Source organism: Staphylococcus muscae (assembly GCF_003019275.1).
Taxonomy (GTDB): domain Bacteria; phylum Bacillota; class Bacilli; order Staphylococcales; family Staphylococcaceae; genus Staphylococcus; species Staphylococcus muscae.
Genome location: NZ_CP027848.1, coordinates 1,507,160 through 1,526,751 on the forward strand (window position 1 = coordinate 1,507,160; position 19,592 = coordinate 1,526,751).

Annotated in this window: 19 protein-coding genes; 13 read left to right on the forward strand and 6 right to left on the reverse strand. The window is 37.0% G+C overall.

Annotated elements, in window-relative coordinates:
• Nucleotides 1–48: 48 nt before the first annotated feature.
• Entirely contained in the window at nucleotides 49–873 is an 825-nt protein-coding gene (locus C7J88_RS07515; protein ID WP_159031412.1) for a hypothetical protein, read from the reverse strand.
• 193 nt (nucleotides 874–1,066) lie between these two features.
• Between C7J88_RS07515 and C7J88_RS07520 the strand changes: the two genes are divergently transcribed.
• From C7J88_RS07520 to C7J88_RS07530, 3 genes are all read left to right on the forward strand, one after another.
• Entirely contained in the window at nucleotides 1,067–1,594 is a 528-nt protein-coding gene (locus tag C7J88_RS07520; protein ID WP_197696961.1) for a hypothetical protein, read from the forward strand.
• Nucleotides 1,595–1,769: 175 nt separating this feature from the next.
• On the forward strand, nucleotides 1,770–2,012 hold the full coding sequence (locus C7J88_RS07525; protein ID WP_157728653.1) for an SdpI family protein: 243 nt from the start codon (nucleotides 1,770–1,772) through the stop codon (nucleotides 2,010–2,012).
• A gap of 73 nt (nucleotides 2,013–2,085) precedes the next feature.
• Entirely contained in the window at nucleotides 2,086–2,286 is a 201-nt protein-coding gene (locus tag C7J88_RS07530; protein WP_095115023.1) for a hypothetical protein, read from the forward strand.
• 50 nt (nucleotides 2,287–2,336) lie between these two features.
• On the opposite strand, the gene xylE is transcribed toward C7J88_RS07530, so the two are convergent.
• From xylE to C7J88_RS07550, 4 genes are all read right to left on the reverse strand, one after another.
• Nucleotides 2,337–3,725 carry a D-xylose transporter XylE gene (xylE, locus tag C7J88_RS07535; protein ID WP_229709382.1) on the reverse strand — a complete coding sequence of 463 codons (1,389 nt, stop codon included), beginning with the start codon at nucleotides 3,723–3,725 and terminating at the stop codon, nucleotides 2,337–2,339.
• A gap of 17 nt (nucleotides 3,726–3,742) precedes the next feature.
• Nucleotides 3,743–5,233: a xylulokinase gene (gene xylB / locus C7J88_RS07540; protein WP_095115027.1), complete on the reverse strand. Its 1,491-nt coding sequence runs from the start codon at nucleotides 5,231–5,233 to the stop codon at nucleotides 3,743–3,745.
• A gap of 5 nt (nucleotides 5,234–5,238) precedes the next feature.
• Nucleotides 5,239–6,561 carry a xylose isomerase gene (gene xylA, locus C7J88_RS07545; RefSeq protein WP_095115029.1) on the reverse strand — a complete coding sequence of 441 codons (1,323 nt, stop codon included), beginning with the start codon at nucleotides 6,559–6,561 and terminating at the stop codon, nucleotides 5,239–5,241.
• 120 nt (nucleotides 6,562–6,681) lie between these two features.
• Complete coding sequence (locus C7J88_RS07550; RefSeq protein ID WP_095115031.1) at nucleotides 6,682–7,827, reverse strand: ROK family transcriptional regulator; 1,146 nt, start codon at nucleotides 7,825–7,827, stop codon at nucleotides 6,682–6,684.
• Between the two features lie 128 nt (nucleotides 7,828–7,955).
• Here C7J88_RS07550 and C7J88_RS10785 point away from each other — a divergent pair, with 128 nt between their 5' ends.
• The 10 genes from C7J88_RS10785 (at nucleotide 7,956) to deoB (ending at nucleotide 18,561) form a co-directional block, all read left to right on the forward strand.
• On the forward strand, nucleotides 7,956–8,027 hold the full coding sequence (locus C7J88_RS10785) for a helix-turn-helix domain-containing protein (RefSeq protein WP_371866977.1): 72 nt from the start codon (nucleotides 7,956–7,958) through the stop codon (nucleotides 8,025–8,027).
• A gap of 162 nt (nucleotides 8,028–8,189) precedes the next feature.
• The gene (locus tag C7J88_RS10450) at nucleotides 8,190–9,134 is read left to right on the forward strand and encodes a hypothetical protein (RefSeq protein WP_095115033.1); all 945 of its coding nucleotides are present in this window, start codon (nucleotides 8,190–8,192) and stop codon (nucleotides 9,132–9,134) included.
• 441 nt (nucleotides 9,135–9,575) lie between these two features.
• A complete protein-coding gene (locus tag C7J88_RS07565; RefSeq protein WP_095115035.1) occupies nucleotides 9,576–10,364 on the forward strand; it encodes a membrane lipoprotein lipid attachment site-containing protein in 789 nt (262 codons plus the stop codon).
• Nucleotides 10,365–10,602: 238 nt separating this feature from the next.
• Entirely contained in the window at nucleotides 10,603–11,595 is a 993-nt protein-coding gene (locus tag C7J88_RS07570) for a hypothetical protein (RefSeq protein WP_095115037.1), read from the forward strand.
• A 1,020-nt stretch (nucleotides 11,596–12,615) separates the two neighbouring features.
• Nucleotides 12,616–12,765 (forward strand): hypothetical protein, encoded by a 150-nt coding sequence (locus tag C7J88_RS10455; RefSeq protein ID WP_157728655.1) that lies wholly within the window; start codon nucleotides 12,616–12,618, stop codon nucleotides 12,763–12,765.
• Between the two features lie 859 nt (nucleotides 12,766–13,624).
• Nucleotides 13,625–14,362, forward strand: a complete 738-nt coding sequence (locus tag C7J88_RS07580; RefSeq protein WP_229709381.1) for a GntR family transcriptional regulator — start codon at nucleotides 13,625–13,627, stop codon at nucleotides 14,360–14,362.
• A gap of 240 nt (nucleotides 14,363–14,602) precedes the next feature.
• Nucleotides 14,603–15,310 carry a purine-nucleoside phosphorylase gene (gene deoD / locus C7J88_RS07585; RefSeq protein WP_095115039.1) on the forward strand — a complete coding sequence of 236 codons (708 nt, stop codon included), beginning with the start codon at nucleotides 14,603–14,605 and terminating at the stop codon, nucleotides 15,308–15,310.
• A gap of 12 nt (nucleotides 15,311–15,322) precedes the next feature.
• A complete protein-coding gene (locus tag C7J88_RS07590) occupies nucleotides 15,323–16,678 on the forward strand; it encodes an MFS transporter (RefSeq protein WP_095115041.1) in 1,356 nt (451 codons plus the stop codon).
• A 13-nt stretch (nucleotides 16,679–16,691) separates the two neighbouring features.
• A complete protein-coding gene (deoC, locus tag C7J88_RS07595; protein WP_095115043.1) occupies nucleotides 16,692–17,354 on the forward strand; it encodes a deoxyribose-phosphate aldolase in 663 nt (220 codons plus the stop codon).
• A 28-nt stretch (nucleotides 17,355–17,382) separates the two neighbouring features.
• Entirely contained in the window at nucleotides 17,383–18,561 is a 1,179-nt protein-coding gene (gene deoB / locus C7J88_RS07600) for a phosphopentomutase (protein WP_095115045.1), read from the forward strand.
• A gap of 46 nt (nucleotides 18,562–18,607) precedes the next feature.
• Here deoB and C7J88_RS07605 read toward each other — a convergent pair whose 3' ends face one another.
• Entirely contained in the window at nucleotides 18,608–19,342 is a 735-nt protein-coding gene (locus C7J88_RS07605) for an NAD-dependent protein deacylase (RefSeq protein WP_095115047.1), read from the reverse strand.
• Between the last annotated feature and the right edge of the window lie 250 nt (nucleotides 19,343–19,592).

The following is a 19,592-nucleotide window of genomic DNA, read 5'->3' on the forward strand; positions in this document are numbered from 1 at the left end:
CCCGTTCCAATAAGTGTTGAGCAAACATGTCGAGGGAAGTAATGATTTCTAATCAAAATAATTAGTTAATTGTTCTTGTATAAGTTCTAAACCATTATAAAAGACAATCCATTTCGCAAATATAAAAATAACTATTGTTAAAAGTATAATTGTCACTCTTACTAGTGGATCCTCTAACTGTCCATCATAATCATTCAAATCAAATAGATATATACCAAGTATCGTATTATTTGCTAAGACGATCATCATAATAATGAGAATAAAACAGACAATTAGATAATTAGTGAAATTGTTAGTGGATGAATTATAGACAAACTCTTCATAATACTTATTATTCCATAAATCAATAAATATTAATGAGTTGGTTAAAACAATAATCATACTTAACGGTATCTTTCTTTTAGTGATATAAGGTTTGATGATGATAGTGATAATTAATATTAATCCACTGATTATGTTAATTAATAGGGAACCTAGCAAAGCATTTTGCAGAGAATATACAAGAAGTTTGGTTATATTCGTAAGAGTTATACCGCCATCTAAGATGTTAATATTTTGAAGGAACACAGGATACATTTTAAATAATGTATATAAGCCAGTACCAAAAAATGCAATCATAAAAATCCAATGAAAGTATTTTATGTAACGTCGTTTTTCTTGAAATATTTTATTTGAATGTTTTTCTTCTACTATATTGATATTATTGTTGATGTAGGATTGATTATGAGTTCCAGTGTTAATATAGTTATTATTTGAATTCATATTAGATTGATTGTTTAAATTTATAGCTTTAATTGCTAATAATAAAGATAAAACTCCTGTAATTGTTTGAATAATTAATAAACTTTGCTCCAAAATTATATTCCCTTCCATAAAGATATATAAATAATATATAATCAAATATAGCAACACTAAAATTACAAGTAAAGTATTATTTAGCTCTTTTTAAATCATAAGTATTCAATTTGGAAGTGATGAATATTTTATGATTGTATTAGTAAACCACAAGTCCCTGAAAAGGAGTGAAGATTATGAAGTCTGAATATTTAAAAAAATAATATGTGAAGTGATTGATAGTTCTGAAAGTAATGCTTGGAATGATGCGGTACAAGAATGGGAAATATATGATGTAGAGGAAGATGAGCACAATAGTTCCTCTTGTATATGCGGGAAAGAAAATATTAGATACTTATTTACAATAAAAAATATGAAGAATGATAAGATTCTCTTTCCTATCGGTAGTTCATGTATAAAAAAATTTAATCGAAATGATTTGAATGAGATTACTTCTGTTAATGAAAGGTTATTTAAGTTATTCCATGCAGTAAAAGAGAATAAGTTTATATCTCTGGATAGTGATTATTTTTCTAGAAAATTATTGAGATACCTTTTTGACCAAAATGCATTTAAGCCTAATAAATATAATAATTATAATGCAAAAAATGATTATGAATTCATTTTAAAAATGTTTAATCAAAGAAGAGAGCCTAGTGATAAACAAAAAAGTAAAATTAAAGCTATTATAGTGACTTCAATAAAACCATTTCTTGAGAGAAGACTTAGTGACAAAGTAGTAAGAAGAAAGAATATATAAAAAACCTCTATTTATTTTTACGTTTATGAAATAATGATAGACTAACATCATCTCATTATATTTTAAATAAAGAAATCACCTTTTACTACATTATGTTAGCGATACAAAAGAGGACTACCAATGATCTTACTCAAATGCAGTCACACGTCTATTTATGGATGCACCACCGATACATATGAACTATTTTTTTGGATTTCGTTCTAAGAAGGCGATGAAGAGTCAGAAAAATTGGAATCAAGCACAAAAGCTTTATGCAGAAATGCTTGTAAAAGCTTGTCGTTATACATTGATAGTCTCAGTTGTACCACTTATCATTGATATTGCTTTATTAATTATGAACAATGATAAATTGTTTATCACTTCAGTTATTTCCCAGGCAATCACCTTCTTGTTAGTTCATTTTGTCGTATGTGGGTAAGTCAATCGACAGTTGGATTAGTGATATAGCAGTTATGTTATGATTAGGAAATATACACACCAAAGGACTCATTATGGAGGATAAACAAAAACAACAAATGCCGAAGTCTCAACAAGGATTACTGGCAATAATTATCGTTATACTCGCCCTTGAAATGATACTGACCAATTTCTTTATTTCATTCAGTTCACCGATTTTCAAAGGATTAACGATCATACACGGTCTTTTAATGCTGATATTTTTAGCACGACAAGTGAAGCGAAAAGGACTTTAAATAAATATCCCCCAATGAACACATTAAGGTGTATCGCTGGGGGATTGTTGTTATTTTTGCCATACGTTTTCGAGTGCTTCGAGTGTTTTGCCTTTTGTTTCTGGGATGAATTTCCAGATGAAGAGGCCAGATAAGATACACATCAATGCGTAGAATCCGTATGTGAATGTACCGCTGAATGCCATCATAGACGGATATGTTGATGTGATTGTGAAGTTGGCAAGCCATTGTGCTGCAACGGCAATGGCCATGGCACCACTACGAATACGGTTCGGGAAGATTTCAGAGAGTAATACCCATGTAATCGGACCCCAACTCATCATGAATGACGCTGTGTAGATAACCATGAATAACAGTGTGATGATGCCGAATGTACCGTTCGCTGTAAGGACACTCATGCCAATCATACCGATAGCCATACCTGTTGAACCGATAATAAGTAATGGTTTACGGCCAAATTTGTCGACGTATAAGATAGCGACAACGGTAAAGATAACGTTGACTAAGCCCATCACAACGGTTTGAACCATAGCTGCATTACCACCGGCACCGAGTTGTTCAAAGATACGTGGTGCGTAATACAATGCGACGTTGATACCAATGAATTGTTGGAAAATGGATAGGAAAATCCCAACAATAACAACCGTTTTACCAAAACTGAAAAGTGGTGCTTTGATGTCTGTTTCTTTATTTTTTGTTGATACGATGTCGTTAAATACTTTTTGTGCATGGTTTGCGGATGTATAGATTTTGTTCAACACAGACAACGCTTCTTGTTCTTTGTTGATCAACGTTAAGTAACGTGGTGTTTCTGGCACGAAGAACAACAGGAAGAAGAAGACAGCTGCTGGAATGGCTTCTGTTGCGAACATATAACGCCATCCGATTGTTTGAATCCACTGTGCTGTTTCTCCATAGATAATGCCGTAGTTAACGAAGTATACAACGAGCATCCCAAAGATAATCGCGAACTGGTTGAACGATACCAAACGTCCACGAATACTGGAAGGTGAGATTTCACTGATATATACCGGTGAAATCGCTGATGCCAGCCCGACACCAATTCCGCCGATGACACGATAGATGTTGAACATAATCAGTAATGCAAGTGTCGGTTCGCCAGGTGTGAAGAATAAAAATTCTGGGTAGCCTGACAGCAATGCTGAGATGACGAAAAGAATCGCTGCGACTTGTAAGGTACGTTTACGACCTAAGCGACTAGAAAGTGTTGATGACAGAATCCCACCGATAACACAGCCGATTAAGGCACTGGAAACGGTAAGACCATGAATCAGGTCGTTATAGTCCGCTGTAATATATTTTTGTAATGATTGCTCGGCACCTGAGATAACGGCTGTATCATAACCGAATAGTAAACCACCGAGCGTGGCAATTAAGGCAATGGTGAAAATGAACTTTTTATTATCATAGTTTCTCATTGAATGCATCCCCTCGTTTATTTGAATGACAGTAATTGTTGAGAAATGGCTTGTGTTTGTTGATAAACTGACTGGTAGATTGGGAACAGTTTTTGATAAATCTGGTGCTGTTCTGTGTTTGGTTGAACGGTGTCTCGGTAACTGATCCATTGTTCTCGAATGTCTTGGAAGTCTTCAAACCAACCTGCTCCCATCGCCGCAAGAATAGCGGCACCGTAAGCAGGACCTTGTTCTTGTGTCAGCGTAATAATCTGCGCATTAAAGATGTCCGCTTGAATTTGGCGCCAGTCTGCGTTTTTCGCACCGCCACCGATTGAGACGATTTGTGTAATCGGTGTACCACTCTGGCGAATGATGTTGACACTTTCGTGAATTGAGAAGGTAATGCCTTCAATAACAGCACGTTTCAAGTCGTTATCCGTCGTTGTCGCATCAAGTCCCATGAAGCTACTGCGTATTGTCGTGTCGTTGTACGGTGTACGTTCGCCTAAAAGATACGGTGTGAACAATAAACCATTTGCACCGGCCTTCGTTTCCTCTAAACCTTCAAGAAATTGTTCAAAGTCTTCATCTGGACGTAAAAGCTTTTTGAGCCAGCCCAAGCTGTAACCTGCCGATAGTGTCACGCCCATCATGTAGTTCTGGTTAGGGACACAGTGGTTAAAGTAATGGACACTGCCGTCATTCTCGAACTGTGGATCATTTTGAATAGATAGTGCGACACCAGACGTGCCGATGCTGACCATTTGTGTTTTGTCGTCTGTAATACCAGATCCGAGCGCACCGCATGCGTTGTCAGCGCCCCCTTGATAGATGGCCACATCATGTGAAATGCCAAGTTGTTGCTTGATATCATCCGTCAGTACACCATTTTTACCGTGTGACGGAATAATATCCGGTAAAATATCTGCACGAATGTCTAATTGTTGTAATAAAGGCGTCGACCATGCGCCTTCTTTAACATTAAACAGTGACGTTCCTGATGCATCAGACGGTTCACTTAAGACATTGCCTGTCAGACGGAAGGCGATATAGTCTTTCGGTAACATGATTTTATGAATGCGATTGTAATGATCTGGTTCATGACGACGAACCCACATCAACTTTGGTAAGGTGAATCCTTCTAACACAGTGTTTTGTGTTTCTCGTAAGAACGTCTCTAAACCAACTGTATCGAGTAACGAACGGACTTCATCTGCTGTGCGTGTATCGTTCCATAATATCGCAGGGCGAATTACGTCACCTTGTTCATCAATCGTTACGAGACCATGCATTTGTCCAGAAAAGCTAATACCTACAATGTCTTGTACGTCGTTTTGTTTAAAAAAGTATGTGAGACTCTCGATCGTGGCTTGATACCATACTTCCGGATCCATCTCGCTATATCCAGAGTGTGGGTGGTCTGTATGATAAGAGACGCTGTATTGATCTACAACGTCTCCCTCCATATTGACTTTGAGACTTTTCAAGCCGCTCGTACCGATGTCCATGCCAATAACATAGTTCATATGGATCATCCTTCGTTGTTAATCGTTAAAATATATTGATTAATACGTGACTTGATGACTTCTAAGCGATCAGATTCTAAATCGATATCGCCAAGTTCTAATGCATGAGCTTCTAACTCTGCAAATGAAGTCGTATCATTCACAATTTTAGCCCCTAGTCCTTCTTTGTATGATGCATATTTATTGTCGACGATGTCTTCAAAGAAACGATCTTCAATCATTTTATGTGCGACACGTAAGCCAAGTGCGAAAGCATCCATACCTACGATGTGCGTTAGTACTAAGTCTTCTTGTGCGAATGATGTACGTCTTGGTTTTGCATCGAAGTTAAGACCACCCGGAGTCAAACCGCCATTTTTCAAGATTTCATACATCGCAAGTGTTGTTTCATAAACATCTGATGGGAATTCATCTGTATCCCAGCCAAGTAATGGATGACCTTGGTTCGCATCAACTGAACCTAACATGTCGTTATCACGTGCATAGCGTAATTCGTGTTGGAATGTATGTCCTGCAAGTGTTGCGTGGTTCGCTTCAATATTGAATTTGAAGACATCTTCTAAGCCGTATTTTTGTAAGAATGCATGTGCTGTCGCAACGTCTGTATCGTATTGATGTGAAGTTGGCTCTTTTGGTTTTGGTTCAATTAAGAACTGACCTGTAAAGCCAATTTCGTCTGCATACGCTTTCGCCATTTTGAAGAAGCGTGCTAAGTTATCTAACTCTAACTTCATATCTGTGTTGAGTAAGCTTTCATAACCTTCACGACCACCCCAGAATACAAAGTTTTCTGCATCTAGCTTTTTCGCAATTTCTAATGATTTTTTCACTTTTGCGGCAGTATAGGCGAAAACATCTGCATGAGATGAAGTTGCAGCACCATGAACAAAACGTTCATGTGTGAAGTTGTTCGCTGTATTCCATAATAACTTCTTACCAGTGGCGTCCATTTTTTCTTTAATTAAGTCTGTGATGATGTCTAAGTTCGCATTTGTTTCAGCCAATGTTTTGCCTTCAGGTGCGATATCAACATCGTGGAAACAGAAATATTCAATACCCGTTTTGTCCATAAATTCAAAAATGGCTTCTACACGTGCTTTTGCTTTATCCATTTCGTCTAAGTCGTCCCAATCACGTTGTGCTGTTCCTACACCGAATGGGTCAGATAAGTCTGCAGTGAATGTATGCCAGTAAGCCACACTGAATCTTAAATGTTCTTTCATTGTTTTGTCGCCGATTTTTTCATCTGCATTGTAATACTTAAAGCTAAATGGGTTTGTTGATGTGGGTCCTTCATAAGATACTTTGTCTATATTGAAATATGTCATAGAGAAAACCTCCCGCATGTTAGTTTGTTTAATAAATTAACTAACTAGAATATAGCACCTTTTTAAATGTTTGTAAACGTTTTCGTAAATAAAAAAACAACCCAAATGTTGGATTGTTTTTTACGATGAAAAATCAAGTTTGATGTTGTCGATATCGAGAATGCGTTGTGTAATTCCCAATGCGCCGCCAAATAACGTCGCATATCGGACGTTAGACGTTAGACGTATCATGGTCGCATAGTGTGAATAGGCATGAAGTCTCTCTTGAATTTGTATTAAAATATCAGGGATTTCATTCATAATTGGACAGTTGATAAAGATATGTGCTGGATTAAGTTGTATTGAAAAGTTATGAATCAACACAGTAATGCGACTGATAAAATGTTCAATTTCTTCACAAACAATCGGGTGTTGTGACTTGTAATAAGTTGCGATTGTTTCAAGCGCCAGCGATTCATCTAAGCGGTCAGAAAGGCATGAAATCAGCGCATCTTGAGAACAAATATTTTCGATTTTGTCATAGTGCGTTCCTGAGACACGTACAAGCGACTGGCCAATTTCACCCGCACTGCCATCTGCCCCACGATACAGTTGATTGTTCAATATGAGACCTGCGCCAATCCCTTTGTGAATACTGAGCGTTGCCAAACTTCCTGTGCATGTATGGTTGCGTAGCGCATGCTCATACAGCGCAGCCAAGTTTGCTTCATTTTCTATAAGTACGGGTACTTGGGCATATTGTTCCAATCGGTCTGTCACCGATATACTACCCAGTTCAAGGAATGGTAGCGTGCGAATCGATTGGTCTTGGTTTACAATTCCGTGAATAGACACCGCAACCCCGAGTAAGCCATGTTGCGTGTCACGTTGGTCGTGTGGATCCAACTCTGTTTCTACAATCGACAAAGCACATGCCATCGTTTTCTCTGATAGGGGATATGAACGATACGCCATCATCTTACCGCTAAATGCATTGATCATTATATCCACAGAGTCATAAGTGAAATCTAGCGATACGGTATAGCCAAAATCGGGATTAATCTCCAGCAAAATGGTCTTTCTACCGCCTTTTTTCGTACTCTCTCCTTGTCCTGCTTCTCGAACAACGCCTTGTGTCTTTAAGCCATTGACGACACCTGATATCGTCGCCTTATTCGTCTCTGTCAATCGTGCAATCTCTGTCATCGAAATCGGTTTATGATTAAAGATCGCCTTCAGCACCATCTGTTCATTGGCAGTAAAGGCTAAGTGTTGCATCTGTTTCATTGCGCGTACCCCTTTAATGTGTTCTTACTATTTAGACGTTCGGCAGGTAGATGTAAATGTCTGCCATAATAATACATAAGTATAGCATTAATTGAAGATATGTGTGGTGAAAGGTATATCCATAGATTTTGTTTTTCACACTGGAAGCGATTTGTCATTATTTAGAATGTCAGCCTGGTGATATTATCGTAAATGAATAAAGATATTAACGTTACGCCATATATTCTCTTATTAGGGAATATGGCGTTTTTGTGTAACTAACATTCTATATATAAGTCATCAAAGGATATAGACCTTTAATGTCTAAAAAGCCTATGAGATAATATAGTTGTAATCAATATAAAAATAAGGGTGATATGACTGTGAATAAGATATTTGGTATTTTAACGACAACTGCCTTAGTTGCAACGTTGGCTGCATGTTCAAATGGGGACAATGGACAAAATAAGCAAGAGAATCATTCAGGGAAAAGTAATGAAAATCAAGCAAGTCAAAGTCAGTCAAATGATAATCCTAGTGACAAAAATAATCACGCTGATGGTAATACAAACAAATCGGCTCAGAAAAACCAATCTGAAGAAGAAGCAATCCAAAACTTAACAGACGAAGAAAAAGTTGCGTTGGTTCTTTATGAAACGAGTGTAGATCCAACAATCATTACAGCTGATGAATTGGCAAGAGGTGAATATACATACCAACCTATGACTCACATGTCAGTTGAGATGAGAATTGTAGAACAACTTACATTAACACCTAGAGATACTCAGACGATCCTTCCAGGGGCACCAAGTGATTTAAGGCTCTATAGTGTATCTCCAATAAGAGTTAATGCTGTTCCATATGTTGCAGTGACTGGCGGTCAAGTAATTGTGTTTGGGGTACAATCACCAGTAACATATGATTACGTTATGAATCAGGAACATACGATGGTATTCGATGTCAAAGATTTATATAGTAAACACAGCAACCAAGACTATAAAGGGTTAGCAAGTAAAATTGTAGTTGGCCCTGCACCAGCAGTAGATCAAGGATCATCGACTTCTTCATCAGGCTCAAGTGATTCAGACGAAAGCGAATCAAGTTCATCAAGTACAACAGTGACACGTGCAAATGTCATTGATTTAGTAGAAGAATATGAAGGCCATCAATTAGATAAAGACACATACACATACAAAGAACCTGAACAACGCGATGATGGTAGCTGGGGCTTCTCATTCGTTGATAAGTCAGGGGATCTCGCTGGATCGTATATTGTGAGTAAAGATGGTACTGTAACAAAATATGATGAAAAAGGCATTGAAGAGTAAATAAAAATTTAATAATAAAAAGAAAAAAGTGTGAACGAGATACAGCGATATCTTGCTCACACTTTTTTGTATTATTTTTTGATATTTTTACGACCACGAACCCATTCTTCAATAAGGAAGATTTCACCTAAAATTAGGAATAGGAAGAATGATAGGAAGTTAGGAAAGTGGTGTATAACATATAAATAGATCATTGCTATGACGTATAGTATTGGAAGGATAGCTCCCCCTATATGATTGATCTACGAAGGCATCAATATGTCCCCCTTTTGTCTTGTCGTTAAATCTGCAAAGCAAGTGCAACATTCTCAGGAAAAAGAAAGTTCCATATATTTGTTTATAAAATATTAAATTAGTACTTTAGTTATTTAAAGTTATATGAGAGAATATTAGCATAATAAGATTCAGTCGAATCATTATATGAAATGGAGAGATTAGCACATGAAAAAAATTTTGCTTGGTGGAATTACTGCAATGTTTCTATTAACAGGATGTTCAAATGAAACAAACTCAAAAGAATTGAAAATGGGAGAAGTTTTTAATAGTGGTAAAGAACACATTAGTTACATTACAACGCATGACCCGAAAGAATCAAAAGGAGATGCACCAGTAGAATTTGTGATTGTCTCTAAAAAAGGTGAAACAAAGTTATATAATGTGTATGAAGGGGAGTATACGTTAGGTGATTTTGCGAAAATGAAAGATAGAAAAATTGAAGATAAAGCATTAGAAGCAGATAAAAAGGCGTTTAATGCCCAGAAGCGAGAATTGATAAGTTCTATAAAAGGTCAAATGGAAAGCACAGAAGATGAACTACATGAACTACATAAGGATGCAGGTGATCCTTTAGTTGAAAATGAAATTGAAGAAACTGATGCAGAATACGATGAATTAAATCAAGAGCTTATTAAGACTCAGAAAACGCACTATGAAGACCCTGAATTTAAAAAAATGAAATTAGTCTTGTATACAGGTTTTGCAGGTTATTCTGAAGATGAGACAGGGGAAGAAATGTTCGTATTTAAAAAATCAAATAATTTTTCAGACTATGAAGAGAAGGAACATGATTTAACATTAATAGGTTCTATTGATCCAGTTGATGTTCATGAGAAGAGATACGCAGGACTTTATAGTAATCGTGGAAGATATATCGTGACTGAAGTAGGAGACAAGGTTGAAAAGTCTATTTTCGACTCTAAAGATGATGAATATGTTGATGAAGTAGAATAATACACAAAATATACATTGAATTGAATATAACGTGATAAACAAGCACTACAATGATAGAGACAAAGTTATCATTGTAGTGTTTTTTAGTGAGACTATTAAATGATTTTCTTCAAACAATATGTGTGTATCCAAAATTAATATATTAAATTACTAAAATAGTACTTTAATAACAAACTTATTTGTGAGATAATAGCTTGAACATAAGTTTAATGATTCAAAGGATAAGGGTGATAGAACTGTGAAAAACGTACTAGGTATTTTGATGACAACAGCATTATCAATAACATTAGCAGCTTGTTCAGGTGGAGATAACGAACAAGCTAATCAAGAAAAAGACATAAGCAATAAAAAAGAAGCAGTTCAAAATAAATCAAATGAACAAACGAAAAAGCAAGGCAATCAATCATCAAATCAAACAACTGAAAAACAAATATCGGCAGATGAAGCGGTTCAAAACTTAACGGATGAAGAAAAAGTCGCACTCGCATTATATGAACTTTCTCTTGGTGAAGTAGGTATCATACAAGGTGAAGTGAGTATTTCAAAAGATGAATTGATGAGTGGTCAATATACACAGAAACGATATGGTCCACCGGGCACTTCAGACAGAGTTTTGCCTGTATCTCAACTCATATTGACTCCAGAAACAGTAGCGACAATTCCAGGTCCACCAAGTGATTTGAAGCTGTATAAACCATATCCTCAAAAGTCGGGCGGGTCGGTTGGCTATGTTGCAATCTCGAATGATCAAATTATAATCTATGCGACGCAACATGCGCCAAGATATCATGACCTTTTAGATCAGAATAGTAGTGATGCAGCCAATGTATACAATATAAAGGATTTATATAATAAGCACAGTCATCAAAACTATAAAGAGCTTGCAAGTAAGATTGCATTTGGCCCAGAGCCGCCACAAGCCAAAAGCCAATTTATCGATGAACCGACACAATCATCAGCTACGAGTGATTCAGAAGAAAGTAGCTCAAATACGGACACATCAAGCTCATCAGATACAACAGTGACACGTGAGAATGTAATCGACATAGTGGAAGAATACGAAGGTCATGCATTAGATACAGAGAAATACACATATAAAGAGCCAGAACAGATGGATGATGGTAGCTGGGGCTTCTCATTCCTTGATAAGTCAGGGAACTTGGCAGGGTCATATATTGTCAGTAAAGATGGCACCGTAACAAAATATGATGAAAAAGGTATTGAAGTGTAGAAAATAATTTAATAATGAAAAGCGAAAGGTGTGAACGAGATATATCGATATCTGGCTCACACTTTTTTTGAGTATTTGTTTGGCATTTTTACAACCATAAATCCAATCTTGAATGAGAGAAATACCCCTTAAAATTAAACATAGGAAGAATGATAGGAAGTGATATATGACATATAAATACCCCATGCTCTAATTTACGAGAATGGAGTATACAAAATAGTTTATATTCTAGTATTTACTAGTAAGAATTATTTACAGCATTCATTTTATCAATTAATAAGTAGAATTTTTTCATGATGATAGGGTGCGTAAATATAGATATCATAAATAATGGAGATGCGATTAACGCTAGCAGAAACTTAATAATCACATTTACTCCAATAGAAATAAAAGTTCTTTTTACATAAACTTCGTGTGCTTCTGAGATTCTACTATTAGTTATATTATGTTTACTGTTTGCAGAGTATACATTTGAAACGTACTCACGGAAATCTCCTCGGAATATCATACTTTTAGTAAACAAATATCTAATAAAAAAATTATTAGATGTGGTCAGCATATATTCACTCAACCAAGCATAAGTATAACTCCCTAAAATAAATACAATAATATTGAAAGTCCAACTAATAACGCCGTGCGCCCCCGATAAGAGCATTATTAAGAAGTGAAAAAAGTAAATCACAGTATAGGGTGTGTAATAGAATGAAAGCGGCATTTTGGGTGTATTGAAATATTTTTTTAATATATCTTTCATTAGTCTCTCCTTGATTATCAGATGAAATGGTATTAGATATTGAACGAAACAAAAATCTAATTTTGGTAGTATGTATTGCTATTATAAAGTTATATAAAAATGATTCAGTGATTTACTCAATCAATATATTAACATAAAAATAAATTTAAGACAAGGTTTAAACGAGGATAATAGCTATTTAATCATTCAACAATCACAGTCTCTGCTGTTATGAGAAATGTATGCCTCTCTTCCTTTTGTTATACAAATAAAAAAGGGGTGAGGCTATGGTATATGTTAAAAATTGGAATCATTGCTATGCTTGTTCAATGTACGCAGTTGTTCATGAACATACTTTTATCTTTTCTTTAGTATATGGACTATTAGTTGGTGCACTTATTATATTTTTATTAGGGAAACTACCTAAAAAATCATAAACAACAGCCATACAAGAGTGGGAATATCACCTTTTTGTACAGCTTTTAAATATGATAGTGCAGATTTACATTGAGCGCTTACGATATCATAATATCATGTAAATATAAAAGAATCAGCGTTGTGGCGCAGATATAAAAATTAATACTATACGAAAAGATACCATTATAATAGGTATAACAATATGAAGTAGAAAAGGCGTCTAGAACGTCTTTTTTATTATTTTTGGGTGAAGTATTAATGGAAATTATTTGTTTAAGTCCCCAATTATTTCTTAGAGACCATTTACAAGGAAAAGAAATGATTGCCAATAAAGTTGGAAGAAGACCCTATTATTACTCGTTTAAAATCAATGATAATAGAGTTTGTATACCGCTTAGGAGTAATTGAAAAACAGTTCCAAATAAATATAAAATTCAGCTTGGACATGAACCGCTTGATAAACCCAATTATGCCTTAGATTTAACTAAATTAATTGTTATTAGTAATCAGAACTATTTGCAATATAAAATAAAAGTCCATATTCCCTAAAATGTAAATAATTATTTAAAGACACAACATACTGCTATTCAACGTAAATATAGCGCGATGATTAAAGATTATATTCGTGCAAAATCTACATTAAAATCTATCTCCTTAGTAAAATCCACCCCCTTACAATATTGTCATAAAGAGTTAGACCTTAATGACAATAAGTTCCTGATTATAATGAGAGCAAACGATATAGAAAGCTAGGTCAGTCTTCCGTCACAGTGCGGTCACTAAGAAGGGTGTCTTGAATATTTCAATATTGCCATTATGTTACGCATGAAATTGGTGTATGATGAAGATATAAGCATAGAGATACTGGGGGTTATTTTGGTGACGCAAGCACAGCCAAAATTTTTAACAATTTACAATACACTTTATGAAGAAATACAAATGGGTAAGTTTCCAGGCGGCGAATCATTGCCGACGGAGAAGGTGCTTTGTGAACGCTTTGGTGTGAGTCGTATGACGTTGCGTCAAGCGATCAAGTTATTGACGGAAGATGGTGTTGTTGAGAGTATTCGTGGGAAAGGGCATTTTGTTGTGTCACAACATCGTGATCATAGTACGTCGAGCATGGCACACTTGGCACATCCGCTCCAACAAATGGCACGTGAAGAGATGACGTTAGAAGCGGTTCACTACCGTGTGGATTTGGAAAGTGAATATACGAATCATTTGTTTCCCGACCATCCTTCAGCAGTTGTGGCAATGGAGCGTTATTATGTAAGAGAAGGCAATTCAACGCAACAAGCGGATGCAATGTGTTTCACGTTCATTCCTATCAATGTGATTGATCTGTACGAGGTATCAACACAGGACGAATCAGCAGTACGTCAGTTTGTGGAACAACAGGTGTATCAATATGCGGCGCAGTCTGATTTGAAGTTTTCAATGACGCAAAAACCACACTTTGCACACGACACGCATACGTTTGATGGCGGCAATCACTGCTGGTTGATTGTAGAGACCCTGTATAATGGTCATGAGAGTCCAGTGATGATTAATAAATGGTACGTACCGCATACACAGGCGGATATAAATGTAACACGAATGAAGGAAACGACATAGACAAGTTCCCTTGCATAGCATAAGTTGTCTAAAATAAATAAAGGTTGTCTAATAGAAAATAAATGAAAGTCATACGAGAAAATATGTCTAAAACATATACACTTGTATGGCTTTTTTGCTGTTTTGATGCTGTTCGTCAAATTGTCACAAATTACATCTTGAAAGCGCTATCTACAAGTTGTAAGATATAAGTGGTTAGACAATTAGACAAATAACTATACAACTTGGAGGTCGTTATAAATGAAAGCTACACCACATATTAAGCCGATGAATGGCGTTGAAATTGCAGAGACAGTCTTATTACCAGGGGATCCACTACGTGCGAAGTTTATTGCAGAAACGTATTTGGAAGATGTACAACAATTCAATGGTGTACGTAACATGTTTGGTTACACAGGAACTTATAAAGGTCAAAAAGTATCTGTGATGGGTTCAGGTATGGGTATCCCATCAATCGGTATTTATTCTTATGAACTAATTCACACATTTGGATGTAAGAAGTTAATCCGTGTCGGTTCATGTGGCGCAATGCAAGAAGATATTGACTTATATGATGTCATCATTGCACAAGGTGCATCAACAGACTCAGACTACGTGAAGCAATATAATTTACCAGGACATTATGCACCGATTGCATCATACAACTTGTTAGAGGGAGCGGTAAGTAAGGCTCGTGAAAAAGGCGTTAACTATCACGTAGGTAATATCTTATCAAGTGACATTTTCTACAATGCAGACGAAACAGCCAATGAGCGTTGGCAACGTATGGGCATCTTAGGTGTTGAAATGGAATCTGCAGCGTTATACATGAACGCAACATATGCAGGTGTTGAAGCATTAGGTGTCTTTACAGTAAGTGACCATCTTATTCATAACAAAGCAACAACACCAGAAGAAAGAGAACGTGCGTTTACGGATATGATTGAAATCGCACTGTCTCTCATTTAAGGAGTGGCGACGATGACAACAGCATCATATGACAAAATTAAAAAAGCCGTACCGATTTTACTTTTCTTATTCGTATTTAGTTTAGTAATCGACAACTCATTCAAATTAATCTCAGTTGCGATTGCGAATGATTTGAATATTTCTGTAACGACAGTAAGTTGGCAAGCGACTCTTGCTGGTCTTGTGATTGGTATTGGGGCAGTGGTATATTCATCACTCTCTGATGCGATCAGTATTCGTACACTGTTCATTTACGGCGTATTTTTAATCATTATCGGTTCTATTATTGGTTATATTTTCCAAAGCAACTTCCCACTGTTATTAGCAGGACGTATTATTCAAACAGCAGGACTTGCAGCGGCAGAAACGTTATATGTTATTTATGTAGCGAAGTACTTGTCTAAAGAAGATCAGAAGACATATCTTGGTTTGAGTACAAGTAGTTATTCATTATCACTTGTTATCGGAACGTTATCAGGTGGCTTTATTTCAACGTATCTTCACTGGACAAACATGTTCTTAATCGCATTGATTGTTGTATTTACGTTACCGTTCTTATTCAAACTGTTACCAAAAGAAGAATCAGAGAACAAAGCGCATCTTGACTTCATTGGTTTAGTCTTAGTGTCTACAATTGCGACAACAGTGATGTTATTTATCACGAACTTTAACTGGTGGTACTTAGCAGCTGCATTGGTTGTCATCGCGATTTTCGCACTATATATTAAAAATGCAAAACATCCATTGGTGGATAAGAAATTCTTCCAAAACAAACGTTATGCATCATTCTTGTTTATTGTGTTTGTGATGTATATGATACAACTTGGTTATATTTTCACGTTCCCATTCATTATGGAACAGATTTATCATTTTGAATTAGATACAACATCATTATTACTCATCCCAGGTTACTTAGTCGCTGTGGTTGTCGGTGCATTGAGTGGTAAAATTGCGAACTTCTTAAATTCAAAACAAGCGATTATTACAGCGATTGCGTTAATTGCCTTAAGCTTGTTCTTACCAGCGTTCGCAGTAGGACAACACGTTTCTATCTTTGTCATCTCAATGATCTTCTTCGCAGGTAGCTTTGCGTTAATGTATGCACCACTATTAAACGAAGCGATTCGTACAATCGACGTGAACATGACAGGGGTAGCGATTGGATTCTACAACTTGATCATCAACGTTGCAGTATCAGTAGGTATTGCGATTGCGGCAGCTTTAATTGATCTTAAAGCACTTAATTTCCCGGGTAATACAGCTCTCACATCACACTTTGGTATTATCTTAGCTATCTTGGGCGTGATGAGTATCGTTGGACTTGTATTATTCATTATCTTAAACCGTTGGACAAAAACAGAAGCATAAAAGGAGTTATAACATGAACTACGAAAAATATATTGATCACACATTATTAAAACCAGAATCAACACGTCAACAAATTGATAAGATTATTGAAGAAGCGAAAGAATACCACTTCAAATCAGTTTGTGTCAATCCAACACACGTGGCGTATTCAGCAGAAAAATTAGCGGATTCAGACGTACTTGTGTGTACAGTGATTGGATTCCCATTAGGCGCTTCAACATCTGAAGTGAAAGCATGTGAAACGAAAGATGCCATTTCTAAAGGGGCAGATGAAATTGACATGGTTATCAATATCGGCGCATTAAAAGACGGGCGCTATGATGATGTTCAAGCAGACATCGCAGCGGTTGTGGAAGCGTCTGACGACAAAACAGTCAAAGTCATTATTGAAACAGTATTATTAACAGATGAAGAAAAAGTGAAAGCATGTGAGTTATCAAAAGCAGCAGGCGCAGACTTCGTGAAAACATCAACAGGCTTCGCAGGCGGCGGTGCAACACCGGAAGATGTGAAGTTAATGAAAGATACAGTAGGTGACGCACTTGAAGTGAAAGCATCAGGTGGTGTGCGTAACTTGGCGGACTTCCAAGCGATGTTGGAAGCAGGCGCAACACGTGTCGGCGCAAGTGCAGGCGTACAAATTATGCAAGGATTAGAAGCAGACACAGATTATTAAGATTGAACACGAATAAGGAGTGATTGTGATGACAGTACCATTTCAACGTGTCCATTTAATCGTTATGGACTCTGTCGGTATCGGGGAAGCGCCTGATGCGAAAGCGTTCAACGATGAAGGGTCACATACGTTAAAACATACATTAGAAGGCTTTGATCAAACATTACCAAACTTAGAACGCCTCGGACTCGGTAATATCGATGACTTACCAGTCGTTGGGCGTGTCGATGCCCCAACGGCGTACTATACGAAGATGAGCGAAGCATCTGTTGGGAAAGACACGATGACGGGTCACTGGGAAATCATGGGCTTGAATATTAACGAACCATTCAAAGTGTACCCGAACGGCTTTCCAGATGAACTTGTTTCAGAAATCGAACGCCTGACAGGACGTAAAGTCGTAGCGAACCGTCCAGCATCAGGAACACAAATCATTGACGAGTGGGGGGCGCATCAGATGGAAACAGGCGACTTGATCGTCTACACATCTGCAGACCCTGTGTTACAAATCGCGGCACATGAAGACATTATTCCACTTGAAGAATTGTATGATATTTGTGAGAAAGTCCGTGAATTAACGAAAGATCCGAAATACTTAATCGGACGTATTATTGCCCGTCCATATGTGGGTGAACCAGGTAACTTCACACGTACGAGTAACCGTCACGACTACGCATTGAAACCATTCGGCCGTACGGTGATGAATACATTGAAGGATACCGATCATGATGTCATTGCGATTGGTAAGATTAATGACATCTATGACGGTGAAGGTGTGACGGAAGCGATCCGCACGAAGAGCAACATGGACGGTATGGATCAGCTGATGAACGTTGTGAAGAAGGATTTCAAAGGCTTGAGTTTCTTGAACTTGGTAGACTTTGATGCGCTCTACGGTCATCGTAGAGACAAGCCAGGCTATGCGCAAGCGTTGAAGGATTTCGACGAACGTTTGCCTGAACTGTTAGACAACATGCGTGAAGACGACTTGTTGATCATTACAGCTGATCACGGTAATGACCCGACAGCGGATGGGACAGACCATACACGTGAATATATTCCGGTATTGTTTTACAGTCCGAAGTTCAAGGGTGGTGCAGCCCTTGAAGGCGACACAACATTTAGCTCAATTGGCGCAACAATTGCGGATAACTTCGGTGTTGAATTACCAGAATTTGGACGTAGCTATTTAGCAGAATTGAAATAATGATAAGAAAAACCTCTATCGTTCTGGATAGAGGTTTTTTATGTGTTTATTGATGGTTTTGTAGTTGTTTAATGACAGAGACCATATCATCGTGAATGACGAGTTGTGCGTTACGATCGAAAGGTGTTGGATCTCGGTTGATAATGACGAGATTCTGACCGGTAAAGTTCGATATAAGACCGGAAGCTGGCTGTACAAGCAGTGAAGAACCTAACACAATGAGTGTGTCAGCCTTCTGTAACTTGTTCAATGCACTGAAAATGGTTTGTTCATTCAGCATCTCACCATATAGAACAATATCCGGGCGAATCGGGCCATTGGACTCTGGACAACGTAATAGATATTGGTCGATTACTTCAGACTTTGTATACGTATGACTATCTTGTATACAGTAGAAACGATTGAGCGTACCATGCAATTCATCCACTTTTTGACTCCCTGCATCGGAATGTAAGCCGTCGATATTTTGTGTAATGACTCCGAGAGAGTGCCCTTGCGCCTCTAACTGTGCCATCCATTCGTGTACAGGATTTGGCTTTTTGTCCGCAAAGAGTAAGTATTGATGACAAAATTCCATAAAACCAACAGGATCTTCCCTCAAATAATCATGGCTTAATAAGTATTCTGGTGAGGCTCCCTTTTGTTCAATTGCATCATATAAACCACCTGCTGATCGGAAGTCGGGAATCCCACTTGCGACAGAGACACCCGCTCCTGTAAAGAATACAATTCGCTCAGAAGCATCTACAATTTCTTTTAGTTGTGTGATGACATTATCCATTTCTATCACTCCATTTTAGTGAATCATAATCATATATTCATCGTAACATATGTTGATAAAAGGCGTGAAGGCAATGTTTTTAAGCGTTAGTATTAAGAAATTCCTATATGATTGGATTTTGTATACTTACATAAATAAGTGGCTTTTTATTCATTATGAAATATATGAGGATAACTTTTGTGTCCCTTTGATTTGTGAGATAAGGCGTTATGATTTACATATAGAGATTTAGAATGTTTTTTGTATTTTT